Here is a 12,571-nt window from a genome sequence, read left to right on the forward strand (position 1 = left end):
CTTTCCGCGGCGGTCGGGTCAGATGGGAGGGCAGGTCGACAGCCTGGCCCAGACGGTCTTGCCGGCCGGGGGCTTCAGGGTCCAGCCCCATTCCTCGGCCAGGGCGTCGACGATGAACAGGCCCCGTCCGTGGTCCAGGAGGGCGGAGCCGTCGGTGGCCGTGCACTCGGGCGGATCCTCTCCGCAGTCGGTGACGGTGAGCAGTACGTCGGCGAGGCCGGGGCCGGGCGCGATCCCCAGCCACACCTCCGCCTCGCCCACCGGGGCTCGGGGTACCGCGTGCGCCACGGCGTTGGCCGCGAGCTCGGTGATCACCAGGGCGGCGTCGTCGCCGCGGTGACCGAGCGACCAGCGGTGCAGGGTGTCCCGGGTGAAGGCCCGGGCCAGGGCGAATCCCTCCCCGCTGCATCCGATGCGCAGTGCGACGGCGTCCGGAGTGTCGCTCCGGGGCGTCCGGCCGGGGGTGTTCCGCCTCGAAGTCGCCGAACTCGGGGACGACGGCTCACCGAGATCCGCCGGACGCCGCTGCGACGGGAGACCACCGATCAGGGGCGCTCCCCCTGCGCCGGGCACAGCCTGACCCGGCTGCTGGAGCACATGGTTCGCAGGTGACGGCACGGCATCTCCCTGATGCGACGTCAAGAGGTGGCGTCATCTGAGGGGTTGACGCCGTAGCTATTATCCACGCAGAAAGCATCCGCGTGCAATTGCACGAGAAATTGCACGAATTCAGGTGGGACTGGAGGGACCTGGGGAACCCGTCCGTGCCACCCGGACGACCGGGCGCGGCGCCCGGCGGAGACGTGAACACCAAGGAGAGTGCGGTGCCACCAGTGCGGAACGGAGTGCGGGCGAGTTCGCTGGACGCCCGCTGGATCAAGAGCCGGCACAGCAACGCCGAGGGCAACTGCGTGGAAGTGGCCACGCTGCTCGACGGGGATGTCGCGATGCGCAACTCCCGTGACCCCGACGGCCCGGCGTTGATCTACACGCCGGCCGAGGTGGCGGCGTTCGTCGCCGGAGCGAAGGAGGGCGAGTTCGACCACCTGCTGTGAGCCGGGCGGTCAACTCCCTTACGTCTGCGCGGGGATGCGGTGCGACACTACGCAGTGCGATAGTCTGAGTCGTCTCTGTGCCGGTTTAATGGGAGCCAGGATGTCCCCCGAGTCGCACCGCATCTCCCGTCTACAGCCCTACCTGGACCGGCCCGAGCCGGCTCCGACCCTGCTGAAGATGCTCGTGGGCGTGCAGTTGGCGGGTTTCCGCGAAGACGCGGGGCTCACGCAGGAACAGGCGGCGCGAGCCCTGAAGTTCAGTCCGGCGAAACTGTCACGCATCGAGTCGGGCAAGGGCCGACGGCCCCCGGCCGAGACCGACGTCCGTGCCCTGCTGGAGCTGTTCGGCACCGATGACTACGAGGCGTCGGTGCTCCTCAAACTGCTCCGGCGCGCGGGTGATCCGGGCTGGTGGCAGCGGTACGACAAGCGGTTGATGCCCGAGTGGTTCGACCGTCTGGTCGGCCTCCAGGAGGCGGCGGCCGCGATCCGTACCTTCGAGATCCAGTACGTGCCCGGGCTGCTGCAGACGCCCGACTACACCCGGGCCGTGGTGGAGCGGGGGCTGCCCTCGGCGGCCGAGAGCGAGGTCCGGCGCCGGGTCGAACTGCGTACCCGACGGGCGCAGTTGCTGGAGCGCGCGGACGCTCCGCAGTTGTGGGCGATCCTCGACGAGTCGGTGCTGCTGCGGGTTCTGGGCAGTCGTGAGGTGATGCGGGACCAGCTCGACCATCTGATCGCGATGGCCCAGCGCCCCCATGTGACGGTGCAGATCGTGCCGCTGGACGTGACGAACGCGTCCGCCCCGGCCATCCCGATCACCTATCTGCGTTTCGGCGGTCTCGACCTGACCGACGTGGTGTATCTGGAGCACATCAAGAGCGCCAACTTCCTGGAGGACCGCGACGAGACGGAGGAGTACCGGCTCGCCCTGGACCGGCTGGCCGACGACGCCCTCGAACCCCGGGACTCGTTGCGGCTGCTGCGGGAGACGAGGGAGCAGCGCTACAGCTGAGCATGGCGCCACCGGCTCCCGCGCCGGGTACCTGGAACGCCCCGTCACGGGACCGAGGAAGTCACGTGACGGGGCGTCGTGGCGTCAGGGCAACTCCGGACCGCCGGAGGGGAGGACGGTGCCGGGTCAGAGGATGCGGGCGACGCCGCCGAACTCGATCCACTCGTGGGAGAGTTGGCGAGGGGCCACCTCGGAGTCGGGCCGCCAGGTGGAGACCTCCACCAGGCCCGGGTCGAGGATCTCCGTGCCCTCGAACCACTCGGCGACCTCCTTCTCCTGGCGTACCCGGCCCCAGTGGCCCTGGGTGGCCTGGTCCATGAAGTCGGTGACGAACGTGCGGACCTCGGGGTCCTCACTGACCAGCTGGCACATCACCATGTAGCTGCCGGGCACCAGCCGTTCGGTGACCCGGCGGACCACCGCGAGGGGCCCGTCCGTGTCGCTGTCGGGGATGCAGTGCATGACCGAGTTGAACAGCACCGCGACAGGCCGGCTGAAGTCGATCAGACGCCGGGTGTCGGGGTGCGAGAAGATCTCGTCGGTCTCCCGCATGTCCGCGTGGATGACGGCGGTGCGCTCGTCCTGCTCCAGCAGGGCCCGGCCGTGGACCAGCACCATGGGGTCGTTGTCCACGTAGACGACGTGCGTGTCCGGATCGACGCGCTGGGCGACCTGGTGGACGTTGTCCTGGGTGGGCAGACCTGAGCCGTGGTCGAGGAACTGCCGGATGCCGTGGTCGGCCGCCAGCACCTTCACCACCCGTTGCAGGAAGCGCCGGTTGTTCACGGCCAGCCGGCGGGTACTGGGCACGACCTTGTCGAGTTCCTCGCACGCCGCCCGGTCGGCCGCGTAGTTGTCCTTGCCGCCCAGATAGTGGTCGTACATCCGCGCGGCCGTGGGTACCGCGGCGTCGATCGATGTGGACAGCTGCTTACCGGTCTGCATCTTTCCCCCAGCTTCGTGCCGCGCCAACTGGCCTGGCAGGACAGGGAGTCCATCCTAGTCAGGTGGCGGGCACCAGGGGCCGAATGTCGGCCGATGCCGGTCCGGGCCCGCGACGGCCACGACGAGGAACCGGGCGGGGTCAGCCGGCGTCGAGTTCCGCGAGTTCCTCAGGGGTGAGCACGAGGTCGGTGGCCGCGGCCGAGTCGCGGACGGTCTCGGGCCGGCTCGCGCCCGGGATCGGTACGACCACCGGCGACTTGGCGAGCATCCAGGCCAGGCAGACACGCTGCGGGCTCACTCCGTGGGCCGTGGCGATCCGGTCGAACGGGGCATGGGCTGAGCCGAGTTCGCCGGCCCGGGAGATACCGCCGAGCGGGCTCCAGGGCAAGAAGGCGATGCTCAGTTCGTCGCACAGGCGCAGTTCCGGCTCGCTGGAGCGGAAGGCCGGGGAGAACTGGTTCTGTACCGAGACCAGCCGGCCGCCGAGGATCTCGTTCGCCTGACGGATCTGGTCCGGGTCGGCGTTGGATATGCCGGCCATGCGGATCTTGCCCTCGTCGAGCAGGTCCCGGATCGCGCCCACGGAGTCCGCGTAGGGCACCTTCGGGTCCGGGCGGTGGAACTGGTAGAGCCCGACGGCTTCCACGCCGAGCCGCCGCAGAGAGGCCTCGCAGGCGGCCCTGAGGTGCTCGGGACTGCCGTCGAGGGTCCAGCTCCCGTCGCCGGGGCGCAGATGGCCGCCCTTCGTCGCGACCAGGACATCCCGGCCGCGGTCGTGGGAGGCGAGTGCCTTGGCGATCAGGGCCTCGTTGTGGCCGACCTCGTCGGCGTCCCGGTGGTAGGCGTCCGCGGTGTCGACGAGGGTGACGCCGGCGTCCAGTGCGGCGTGGATCGTGGCGAGGGAACGGGTCTCGTCCGGTCGCCCCTCGATGGACATGGGCATGCCGCCCAGGCCGATCGCGCTCACTTCGACATCACCGATACGGCGGGTGTGCATGACCTCGTGACCTCTCTCGGTGGTCCGGCGATACCGACGGCGTCCGACGAAACCCGGGCTGGGAGCCCACCACGACGGACGCGTTCCAGCCTCGCTGGCCCGCACCCCGACGGTCCAATAGAAGATCGAGAACGGATTCAGCACCCGGGTCGCTGAATCCCGGCGGCCGCCCGGACCGCGGCGGGCCCGCCCGGTGACCGGGCCGTTCCGGGATCCCGAGGTCAGGGGCCGAAGGGTCTTGCGCGGCACCACCACCGATGTGAAACGCTCGCCCCGACCGGTCCCCACCCGCGCCGGTCATCACGAGGTCGTATCGGCGTGGAGAGGCAGCGGTATGCGCATAGGACTGCTCGGCACCGGCCCCTGGGCCCGGATGGCTCACGCCCCCGCCCTGAGCGAACACCCGGCGCTGGACTTCGTCGGGGTGTGGGGCCGCCGCCCGGACGCGGCCAAGGAACTCGCCGACGTACACGGTGTAAGGGCGTACGACGACGTGGACGCGCTGTTCGCCGACGTGGAGGCCGTGGCCGTCGCGCTGCCGCCGGACGTGCAGGCGGGGCTCGCGGCGCGGGCCGCGCGGGCGGGCTGTCATCTGCTGCTGGACAAGCCGCTCGCCATGACGGTCGAACAGGGGCGGGCGGTTCTCGACGCCGTCGAGGACGCGAGCGTCGCCTCGGTCGTCTTCTTCACCTCCCGTTTCCTGGCCGAGACCGAGGCGTGGATCACCGAACAGGCGGGCGTTCAGGGCTGGTTCACCGCGCGGGCGCAGTGGCTGGGCTCGGTGTTCACGAGCGACAGCCCGTTCGCGGACTCGCCATGGCGGCGCGAGAAGGGCGCCCTGTGGGACGTCGGACCGCATGCCCTGTCCGTGCTGCTTCCGGTGCTCGGCGATGTCCGGCGGGTGGCGGCGGCTGCGCCCGGTCCCGGGGACACCGCGCATCTGGTGCTGAACCATGCCGGTGGCGCGTCGAGCACCCTGACCCTGAGTCTCACGGCGCCGACCGCGGCGGCGGGCACCGCGGTCGAGCTGCGGGGCGAGGCGGGTGTGACCGCCCTTCCGGAAAGCTCCGAGGGGTTGGGACCGGCCGTCGCCCGGGCCGCGGACGCCTTGCTGGAAGCCGCCCGCACAGGTCGCCCGCACGCCTGTGACGCCAGGTTCGGTCTGCGGGTCACCGAGATCCTGACGGCGGCCGAGGCCCTGCTCGACGAGGCCTGAACCTGATGCCGCCCGGCACCGACAGACGGACCTGGCCGCCTGTCGGTGCCGGGTGGCTGTCTCAGCCGGTGCGCCCAGGGAGGTACTGCACACGTTCCCGTACGACGGGATAGCCGGCCCTGGTGAAGTTGGCGGCCATCGGGAAGTTCCCCTGGTCAGTGGCGGCGGCGATGAACTCCGCGCCCCGCTCGACCAGGAAATGGGTGCACTCCGCGAGGAGGTCGTAGGCGTAACCGTGTCCCCGGTGGTCGGGCAGCACCCCGATGAAGCCGACGCAGGGGCCCGAGGGGTTGTGCGCCGGGATGTGGACGCCGACCGGCCGGCCCTCGGGCGTGTACGCGATCTGCCACCACTCCCGGGGCGACGGGCACCAGTGGAAGAAGTCGAGTTCCTCCTGGGCGGCCCGGTCGAGGCCGCCCTCCTCTATGGCCTTGAGGGCGTGGGCGTCGAGGGTGACGGAGTGGATGCGGCGCAGGAGGTCGCGGAACACCTCGTCGTCCGGTTCGGACCGGAACTCCAGGCGTCCCGGCCGATCGGGCAGCGCGCACTCCGAGGTCCACCGGTACAGGAAGCGCTCCACGAAGAGCTCGTATCCGGCGCCGCGTGCGGCGGTGATGCGGCTCTCGGCCGCGGCACGCAACGCGGGGTCCTCGCGCCAGCCCGGGGGGAAACTCATTTCGAGTTCGACCTGCCAGGGGGCGGTGCGCAGGAGTTCGGCGCCCGCCTCCTCCTCGCCTTCGGCCACGTCGAACCAGTTGACGTTGAGGGGCTCGGTGTCGTCGGGGCCGCCCCACCAGGCGCCGCGCGCCACGACCTCGCCGTCGCGCAGGGCCACCCGCTTCCAGTCGGGGCGGTGTCGGGTGAGCCGGTGTCCCTCGCGGGCGCTCAGCGGGTCCGGCATGGTGTCGAACAGTGGGGCGTCGCGCTCGTCGAGCGCACGGATGACCAGATCGGTCACGTAATCCTCCGGGATGCGTACTGCGCGGAGCGCTCCCGGTCAGATGCGGCACGCCGGGGCAACGGGAAGGGAGCGCTGGGTGGTTGTGGACTTCACGGCACTCGCCTCCTTCCATCGCTCGGGGCGTGCGCCTCACCGTACATGGCTCACGCGGACCATGCGGCCGAATTAACGAGCGCTGTAGCTGCGAGGGCAGGACAGGGCGCCCCACCGGGACACGGTTGCCCGTCTCGTCCTGCCGACGCCCCGGCATGCGGCCCGGGGGGCGTCGTAGCAGCGTAGAGGGTGTGAGCAGAGTGCGCGGTGAGCGGTCACGTCCAGAGCGGGGCCGGCGGGGCTGGCTGCGGGGCGGCGCGCCGCCGCCGGGCTGGGTGCGGGTGCTGCCGGCCGCCCTGCTCGTCGCCGTGTGCGCGGCGACCCTGATCAGCCCCGATCCCCTCGACATCGGTTTCCTGCTGGGTGCCATCCCGCCGCTGGCGGTCCTGTCCTACGGGCCGCTGGCGACCGCGGTGCTCGGCGGGCTCGTGCTGGCGGTGCTGAACATTCCCGCGTTCCACCTGAACGATCCAGGCAGCACCGATGTGCTGACCGTCGGCTTCGTCGCCGCGCTGAGCGTGTTCGTGTCGTTCGTCCGCAGCCGTCGGGACGCCCAGCTGCTCACCGAGCGTGCCGTCGCCGAAGCGGCGCAGCTCGCTGTCATGCCGCCGCTGCCGCCGCGGGTGGGGTCGGTGCGGTGTGCGGGCCTGTACCGGGCCGCGCAGCGCGGGACGCTGGTCGGGGGCGACTTCTTCGACGTACGGCAGGGGCCGTTCGGGGTACGGGCCGTGATGGGCGACGTGCAGGGGCACGGACTGTCGGCCGTGGCGACGGTCGCCTCGCTGCTGGGGGCGTTCCGGGAGGCGGTGCTGGACCAACCGGACCCGGAGTCGGTGGCGGCCCGGCTGGACCGACGGCTGCTGCTGGACTCCGCCCAGACGCCGGACTCGGAGCTGTTCGCGACGGCGGTGCTGCTGGAGTTCGCCGCGGACGCGCGGGCGGTACGGATCGTGGCGTGCGGCCAGTCCGGGCCGTTGCTGCTGCGCCGGGGCCGGCTGGTGGAGATCGAGCTCGCCCCGCAGCCGCCGCTCGGTCTCGGACTGCCCGACGGGGGGCCGCCCGCAGGTCTCACCGTGCCGCTGGAATCCGGGGACCTGCTCTTCCTCGCCTCCGACGGGGTCACCGAGGCGAGGGACGCCGCCGGCGCGTTCTACCCGCTCACCGATCGGCTCGCCGGCTTCGCCGCCGAGGACCCGGCCGCGCTGGCCCACCAGGTCTGGACGGACGTTCTGAGGCACGGCAGGACCCTCCAGGACGACGTCACGATGCTCGTCCTCATGCCAGGGACCGCGGGCCCCTGACGGTCACCCCCGTCGGCCCGTCCCCTCGGCGTCGATGTGCGGGAGGATCCGGTCCAGCCACCGCGGTGTCCACCAGGCGTGCGGTCCCAGCAGGGTCATGACGGCGGGCACCATGAGCAGCCTGACCACGGTGGCGTCGATCAGTACGCTGACGGCCAGGCCCAGCCCCAGCATCTTCACGACGATGTTGTCGCTGATGATGAACGCCGCGAACACGCTCACCATGATCAGGGCCGCGCAGGTGATCACCCGGGCGGTGATCTCCAGGGCGTGCGCGACGGAGTCCTTGGCGTCGCCGGTGCGCAGCCAGGCCTCGTGGACGCGGGAGAGCAGGAAGATCTCGTAGTCCATGCTGAGCCCGAAGATGATCGCGAACATCATCATCGGCACATAGCTCTCGATGGGCACCTTGCCGTGCACGCCCAGCGCGGGCCCGCCCCAGCCCCACTGGAAGACGGCGACGACGACGCCGTACGAGGCCGTGATCGACAGGACGTTGAGGACGGCGGCCTTGACCGCGACGAGCAGGCCGCGGAACACGGCCAGGATGATCAGGAAGGCGAGGGCGACGACCACGGCGATGATCAGGGGCAGCCGGCTGGCGACGATGTCACGGAAGTCGACCTGGGCGGCCGTGGTGCCGGTGACGTAGCCCTTGGCGTCGTAGCCGGAGACCGCGTCGGGGAGCGTGTGGTCGACGAGGCGGTTGGTCAGGTCGGTGGTGTCGGCGTTCTGCGGGGAGACCTCGGAGTAGACGGTGGCGAGCAGCAGGTCGCCGTCGCTGGTGGGCTTCAGCGGGGTGACCGTGCCCGCGCCGGACACCGCGCCCAGGGTCTTCCCGGCCTGGGAGGCGAGGTCGGAGCGCTTGTCGGACGGGACGGACGTCTGGTCGATGACGACGGTGAGGGGGCCGTTGGAGCCGGGCCCGAAGGCGTCGGTCATCAGGTCGTAGGCCCGCCGGTCGGTGAAGGAGGTCGGGTCGGCGCCGTCGCCGATGTGGCCGAGCTGGATGGAGAAGACCGGGATCGCGAGGATCGCGATGACGACCACACCGGCGCCGAGGTACTCCCAGGGCCTGCGCTCGACGCGTTTGGCGTAGCGGTGCCAGGTGCCGTGCGGGGTGGCGCCCGGCTCGGCGTCGGTCTCGGCGACCGGCTCGCGGACGTGGTAGCGGTCGATGTGTCTGCCGATGAGTCCGAGGAGGGCCGGCACCAGGGTGAGGGCGCCGATGACGGCGGAGACGACGGTGATGGCGGCGGCGAGGCCTAGTTTGCCGATGAAGGAGACCCCGGACGCGTACAGACCGAAGAGCGCGATGATCACGGTGGTGCCGGAGACGAGCACGGCACGGCCGCTGGTGGAGGCGGCGCGTCCGGCGGCCTCCACGGGGTCGGCGCCGTTCATCAGGTTCTGCCGGTGCCGGGTGATCAGGAAGAGGGCGTAGTCGATGCCGACACCCAGACCGATCATGGTGGCGAGGGTCGGCGAGACGGTCGCGAAGGTGAAGGCGGCGGCCAGCAGCCCCAGGCAGGCGAGCCCGCCGACCACGCTGATCAGGGCGGTGAGCAGGGGCAGTCCGGCCGCGATGACGCTGCCGAAACCGACGAGCAGGACGACGACGGCGACCGCGAAGCCGATCAGTTCGCTGACCCGGTCGTCCGCGTTCGGACGGGCGAGCTCGCCCAGCGAACCGCCGTACTCGACCTCGGCGCCGGCCGCCCGCAGCGGCTGGACGGCGTTGTCGACGCCGGTCAGGTAGTCGTCGCCGAGGGTGGAGGGCTGCACGTCGAAGCGGACGGTGACATACGCGGTTTTGCCGTCGCTCGACACCGGGCCGACCTTCGACGACGTCACGGACAGCGGGTTCTGGGCCGAGAGAACGTGCGGGAGCTTCTGGAGGTCGCCGACGGTCGTGGACAGCTGCGAACTCAGCGCGCTCACGGGCTGCTGGTCGTCGTGCAGGACGATCTGGCTGCTGTAGCCCCCGGCCTGCGGGTCGTGCTCCTTCAGCACGTCCAGGCCTTCCGTGGACTGCACGCCCGACAGCTGGAAGTTGTCCTCGTAGGTCCCGCCGACGGCTCTGCTGACCACCTGGAGGGCGACGACGGCCACCAGCCAGGCGATGATCACGACCACGAAGTGCCGCGCGCACCACTCGCCCAGCCGCCGCAGACCCCCCGGAGCGACGCTGTCCGTTTCCCCCTCTTCGGTTGTCCTGGTTGCTGGCATGCACGGGCCTTTTCTGCCGGCCGGGTCTTCGGTCATCCCCATTAGACGCCCGAGTGATCGTCCGGGCATTTCGGGCGTCCGCCGGCCGGGGTGCGTGCCGCGGGCTCCCTCGGGATGCACCGGGCGCCCGGGCGTTGAATGGTGATATCGGGCCCGGTGAGGGAAACCGGGGTCGAGGAACGATCCGGATCCGAGGAGCAGACATCATGCCGACGTCACAGCCCGACGCGTCCGAGCCGTCCGAGGACCGCGTCACCCCGGACGCCCTGCTGCACGCCCGTACCGGCACCGACGTGTCACCCGAGGACGTGGTGCTCGCGTCCGGTAAGGACCTCACCCCGCACAACCTCGAATGGGCCAGGCGCAAGCTGGCGGCGGAGGGCCCGGCCGCGCTCGACAAGCTGCTGCCGTAGCGGACCGCGACGCGGTGGCGTGTGCCGCCGCGTCCGCGGCGGGCCCGGCCCGGGACTCGGGGCCGTCGTTTGTCCCGGCGCCCTATCGAAGGGGGCGCCGGGGCTGACAGACTCCTGAGGGTGCCCGACTTCGACATGCTCGTCATCGGATCCGGACCCGGGGGTCAGAAGGCCGCCATCGCCGCGGCCAAACTGGGCCGCCGGGTCGCCGTCGTCGACCGCCCCGACATGGTCGGCGGGGTCTCCATACACACCGGCACCATCCCCTCCAAGACCCTGCGCGAGGCGGTGTTGTACCTCACCGGCCTCACCCAGCGCGATCTGTACGGGCAGAGCTACCGGTTGAAGGAGGACATCACCGTCGCCGATCTGACCGCCCGCACCCAGCACGTGGTCAGCCGCGAGGTCGATGTCATCCGCAGCCAGCTGTCCCGCAACGACATCACCCTGTACGCCGGGACCGCCCGCTTCGTCGACGACCACACCGTCGCCCTGCGCGAGGTCACCGGCCACGAACGCCTGATCAGCGCCGACCACTTCGTCATCGCCACCGGCACCCGGCCCGCACGTCCGGACAGCGTCGAGTTCGACGGGCGGACCATCATGGACTCGGACAACGTGCTCGCGATCGAACGGGTGCCGCGCTCCATGGTGATCGTCGGCGCCGGGGTCATCGGCATGGAGTACGCGTCGATGTTCGCCGCGCTCGGCAGCAAGGTCACCGTGGTCGAACGGCGGGCCGGCATGCTCGACATGTGCGACGTCGAGGTGATCGAGTCACTCAAGTACCAGTTGCGGGACCTCGCGGTGACGTTCCGTTTCGGGGAGACGGTGGCGGCCGTCGAGCGTCATCCCAGGGGCACGCTGACCGTGCTGGAGAGCGGCAAGAAGATCCCCGCCGACGCCGTGATGTACTCGGCGGGCCGCCAGGGCCTCACCGACGACCTCGACCTCGACAAGGCGGGGCTGTCGGCGGACGCCCGCGGCCGGATCACGGTCGACGAGCACTACCGCACCGAGGCGGCGCACATCTACGCCGTGGGCGACGTCATCGGTTTCCCGGCGCTGGCGGCGACCTCGATGGAGCAGGGCCGGGCGGCGGCGTACCACGCGTGCGGGGAGCCGGTCCCGCGGATGCACAACCTCCAGCCGATCGGCATCTACACCATTCCCGAGATCAGCTTCGTGGGCCGGACCGAGGACCAGCTCACCGAGGACCGGGTGCCGTTCGAGGTCGGTATCTCCCGGTACCGGGAACTGGCCCGCGGGCAGATCATGGGCGACTCGCACGGCATGCTGAAGCTGCTGGTCTCGCCCGAGGACCGGACCCTGCTCGGGGTGCACTGCTTCGGCACCGGCGCCACCGAACTCATCCACATCGGACAGTCGGTGATGGGCTGCGGCGGCACCGTCGACTACCTGGTCGACGCGGTGTTCAACTACCCGACGCTCGCGGAGTCCTACAAGGTCGCCGCCCTGGACGCCACCAACAAACTCCGTCTGATCGACCGTATCGGGGACTGAGCGCCCCGCCCCGCTCAGTTCTTCTCGTCGCTCACGTATTCCAGGTCGTCCATGCCGTCCAGGTCGTCCCCGTCCGTGTCGTCCTCGACGACATGGACGGCGGCCTCCTCCGCCCCGGCGGCTCCCGCGTCGATGCCCACGTCGGAGGCGACGGCCTCCTTGGTGGTGTCGGAATGGGCGCCCTCGTCCGGGGCGACGAGCCGGCCCGCGCGGTCGGCGCCCACCTCGGCGTCGACCGGTTCGCCCTCGCCGCCGGGGATGTCGCCGACCCCGTCCCCCACGGTCTCCGCGGCGTCCGGAACCTCCTGGGACAGTCGCTGGTCGAGGCTCTCCCCGTCGTGCTGTTCGGCGGCGGTGGTGCCGTGCTTGGTGACGCCGAGCGGTTTCTCCGGCGGGGAGTAGCCCTCGTCGAGGGTCTCGTCGTAGGTGCGCTCGTCGAGCGCGTCCTGGAGATCGAGCGGGCCCGCGTCCTCCTGCTCCTCGTTGGTTCCGGTGGGCTGGTACGCGTCGTCCGCCATCGGCTGCGTGCCCATGGCTGCCTCCTTCGTTCGCTGCGTCGGCCGGCTTGGCTCGGGTGCCCTGCACGCGTTTCCCGGTACGCGGAGCCCAATCCCGTACGTGGGACGGAAGTGGCCCTGGGGACGGTCGGGAGGTTACTCCCCAGTCAACCTTGAATGTTAAATATGTGCCGCTATCATCACTCGAACACACGGTGTGACCGGCTGCCGACGCGGAGGCAGAGCCGATGTCCGCCACCCGCTTTTCGCCGCCCGTGCCCCGAGGCCACCCCTCTGTCGGTTCTGGACGGGTCCCGCCTCACCC

General features: G+C 70.9%; 12 protein-coding genes. 6 read left to right on the plus strand and 6 right to left on the minus strand.

Annotated features, from left to right (window positions below):
- Nucleotides 1–18 precede the first annotated feature (18 nt).
- A complete protein-coding gene (locus ABZ027_RS24790) occupies nt 19–618 on the minus strand; it encodes an ATP-binding protein (protein ID WP_356771893.1) in 600 nt (199 codons plus the stop codon).
- Nucleotides 619–824: 206 nt separating this feature from the next.
- Here ABZ027_RS24790 and ABZ027_RS24795 point away from each other — a divergent pair, with 206 nt between their 5' ends.
- Both ABZ027_RS24795 and ABZ027_RS24800 read left to right on the plus strand, forming a co-directional pair.
- A complete protein-coding gene (locus ABZ027_RS24795; protein ID WP_356771895.1) occupies nt 825–1,055 on the plus strand; it encodes a DUF397 domain-containing protein in 231 nt (76 codons plus the stop codon).
- Between the two features lie 100 nt (nt 1,056–1,155).
- Complete coding sequence (locus ABZ027_RS24800) at nt 1,156–2,070, plus strand: helix-turn-helix transcriptional regulator (protein ID WP_356771897.1); 915 nt, start codon at nt 1,156–1,158, stop codon at nt 2,068–2,070.
- Between the two features lie 126 nt (nt 2,071–2,196).
- Here the strand turns inward: ABZ027_RS24800 and ABZ027_RS24805 are convergent, their stop codons facing one another.
- Nucleotides 2,197–3,015 (minus strand): SAM-dependent methyltransferase, encoded by an 819-nt coding sequence (locus ABZ027_RS24805; protein ID WP_356771899.1) that lies wholly within the window; start codon nt 3,013–3,015, stop codon nt 2,197–2,199.
- A gap of 139 nt (nt 3,016–3,154) precedes the next feature.
- Entirely contained in the window at nt 3,155–4,012 is an 858-nt protein-coding gene (locus ABZ027_RS24810; RefSeq protein ID WP_356771901.1) for an aldo/keto reductase, read from the minus strand.
- A gap of 334 nt (nt 4,013–4,346) precedes the next feature.
- Between ABZ027_RS24810 and ABZ027_RS24815 the strand changes: the two genes are divergently transcribed.
- Nucleotides 4,347–5,228, plus strand: coding sequence for a Gfo/Idh/MocA family oxidoreductase (locus ABZ027_RS24815; RefSeq protein WP_356771903.1), 882 nt, complete (start codon nt 4,347–4,349; stop codon nt 5,226–5,228).
- Between the two features lie 61 nt (nt 5,229–5,289).
- Here ABZ027_RS24815 and ABZ027_RS24820 read toward each other — a convergent pair whose 3' ends face one another.
- Nucleotides 5,290–6,186 carry a GNAT family N-acetyltransferase gene (locus ABZ027_RS24820; RefSeq protein WP_356771905.1) on the minus strand — a complete coding sequence of 299 codons (897 nt, stop codon included), beginning with the start codon at nt 6,184–6,186 and terminating at the stop codon, nt 5,290–5,292.
- A 296-nt stretch (nt 6,187–6,482) separates the two neighbouring features.
- Here ABZ027_RS24820 and ABZ027_RS24825 point away from each other — a divergent pair, with 296 nt between their 5' ends.
- Complete coding sequence (locus ABZ027_RS24825; RefSeq protein WP_356772056.1) at nt 6,483–7,583, plus strand: PP2C family protein-serine/threonine phosphatase; 1,101 nt, start codon at nt 6,483–6,485, stop codon at nt 7,581–7,583.
- Between the two features lie 3 nt (nt 7,584–7,586).
- Here the strand turns inward: ABZ027_RS24825 and ABZ027_RS24830 are convergent, their stop codons facing one another.
- Entirely contained in the window at nt 7,587–9,812 is a 2,226-nt protein-coding gene (locus tag ABZ027_RS24830; protein WP_356771907.1) for an MMPL family transporter, read from the minus strand.
- A 206-nt stretch (nt 9,813–10,018) separates the two neighbouring features.
- Between ABZ027_RS24830 and ABZ027_RS24835 the strand changes: the two genes are divergently transcribed.
- Nucleotides 10,019–10,225 carry a hypothetical protein gene (locus tag ABZ027_RS24835; RefSeq protein ID WP_356771909.1) on the plus strand — a complete coding sequence of 69 codons (207 nt, stop codon included), beginning with the start codon at nt 10,019–10,021 and terminating at the stop codon, nt 10,223–10,225.
- Nucleotides 10,226–10,345: 120 nt separating this feature from the next.
- On the plus strand, nt 10,346–11,749 hold the full coding sequence (sthA, locus tag ABZ027_RS24840) for a Si-specific NAD(P)(+) transhydrogenase (RefSeq protein WP_356771911.1): 1,404 nt from the start codon (nt 10,346–10,348) through the stop codon (nt 11,747–11,749).
- Nucleotides 11,750–11,763: 14 nt separating this feature from the next.
- Here sthA and ABZ027_RS24845 read toward each other — a convergent pair whose 3' ends face one another.
- The gene (locus ABZ027_RS24845; protein ID WP_356771913.1) at nt 11,764–12,282 is read right to left on the minus strand and encodes a DUF5709 domain-containing protein; all 519 of its coding nucleotides are present in this window, start codon (nt 12,280–12,282) and stop codon (nt 11,764–11,766) included.
- Between the last annotated feature and the right edge of the window lie 289 nt (nt 12,283–12,571).

The organism is Streptomyces sp. NPDC006332 (assembly GCF_040612855.1).
Taxonomy (GTDB): domain Bacteria; phylum Actinomycetota; class Actinomycetes; order Streptomycetales; family Streptomycetaceae; genus Streptomyces.

What these genes read in the sequence shown, in the direction of transcription:
- ABZ027_RS24810 (WP_356771901.1), bottom strand. Translation starts at nt 4,012, where the DNA reads ATGCACACCCGCCGTATCGGTGATGTCGAAGTGAGCGCGATCGGCCTG.
- ABZ027_RS24830 (WP_356771907.1), bottom strand. Translation starts at nt 9,812, where the DNA reads ATGCCAGCAACCAGGACAACCGAAGAGGGGGAAACGGACAGCGTCGCT.
- ABZ027_RS24800 (WP_356771897.1), top strand. Translation starts at nt 1,156, where the DNA reads ATGTCCCCCGAGTCGCACCGCATCTCCCGTCTACAGCCCTACCTGGAC.
- ABZ027_RS24835 (WP_356771909.1), top strand. Translation starts at nt 10,019, where the DNA reads ATGCCGACGTCACAGCCCGACGCGTCCGAGCCGTCCGAGGACCGCGTC.
- ABZ027_RS24805 (WP_356771899.1), bottom strand. Translation starts at nt 3,015, where the DNA reads ATGCAGACCGGTAAGCAGCTGTCCACATCGATCGACGCCGCGGTACCC.
- ABZ027_RS24845 (WP_356771913.1), bottom strand. Translation starts at nt 12,282, where the DNA reads ATGGGCACGCAGCCGATGGCGGACGACGCGTACCAGCCCACCGGAACC.
- ABZ027_RS24815 (WP_356771903.1), top strand. Translation starts at nt 4,347, where the DNA reads ATGCGCATAGGACTGCTCGGCACCGGCCCCTGGGCCCGGATGGCTCAC.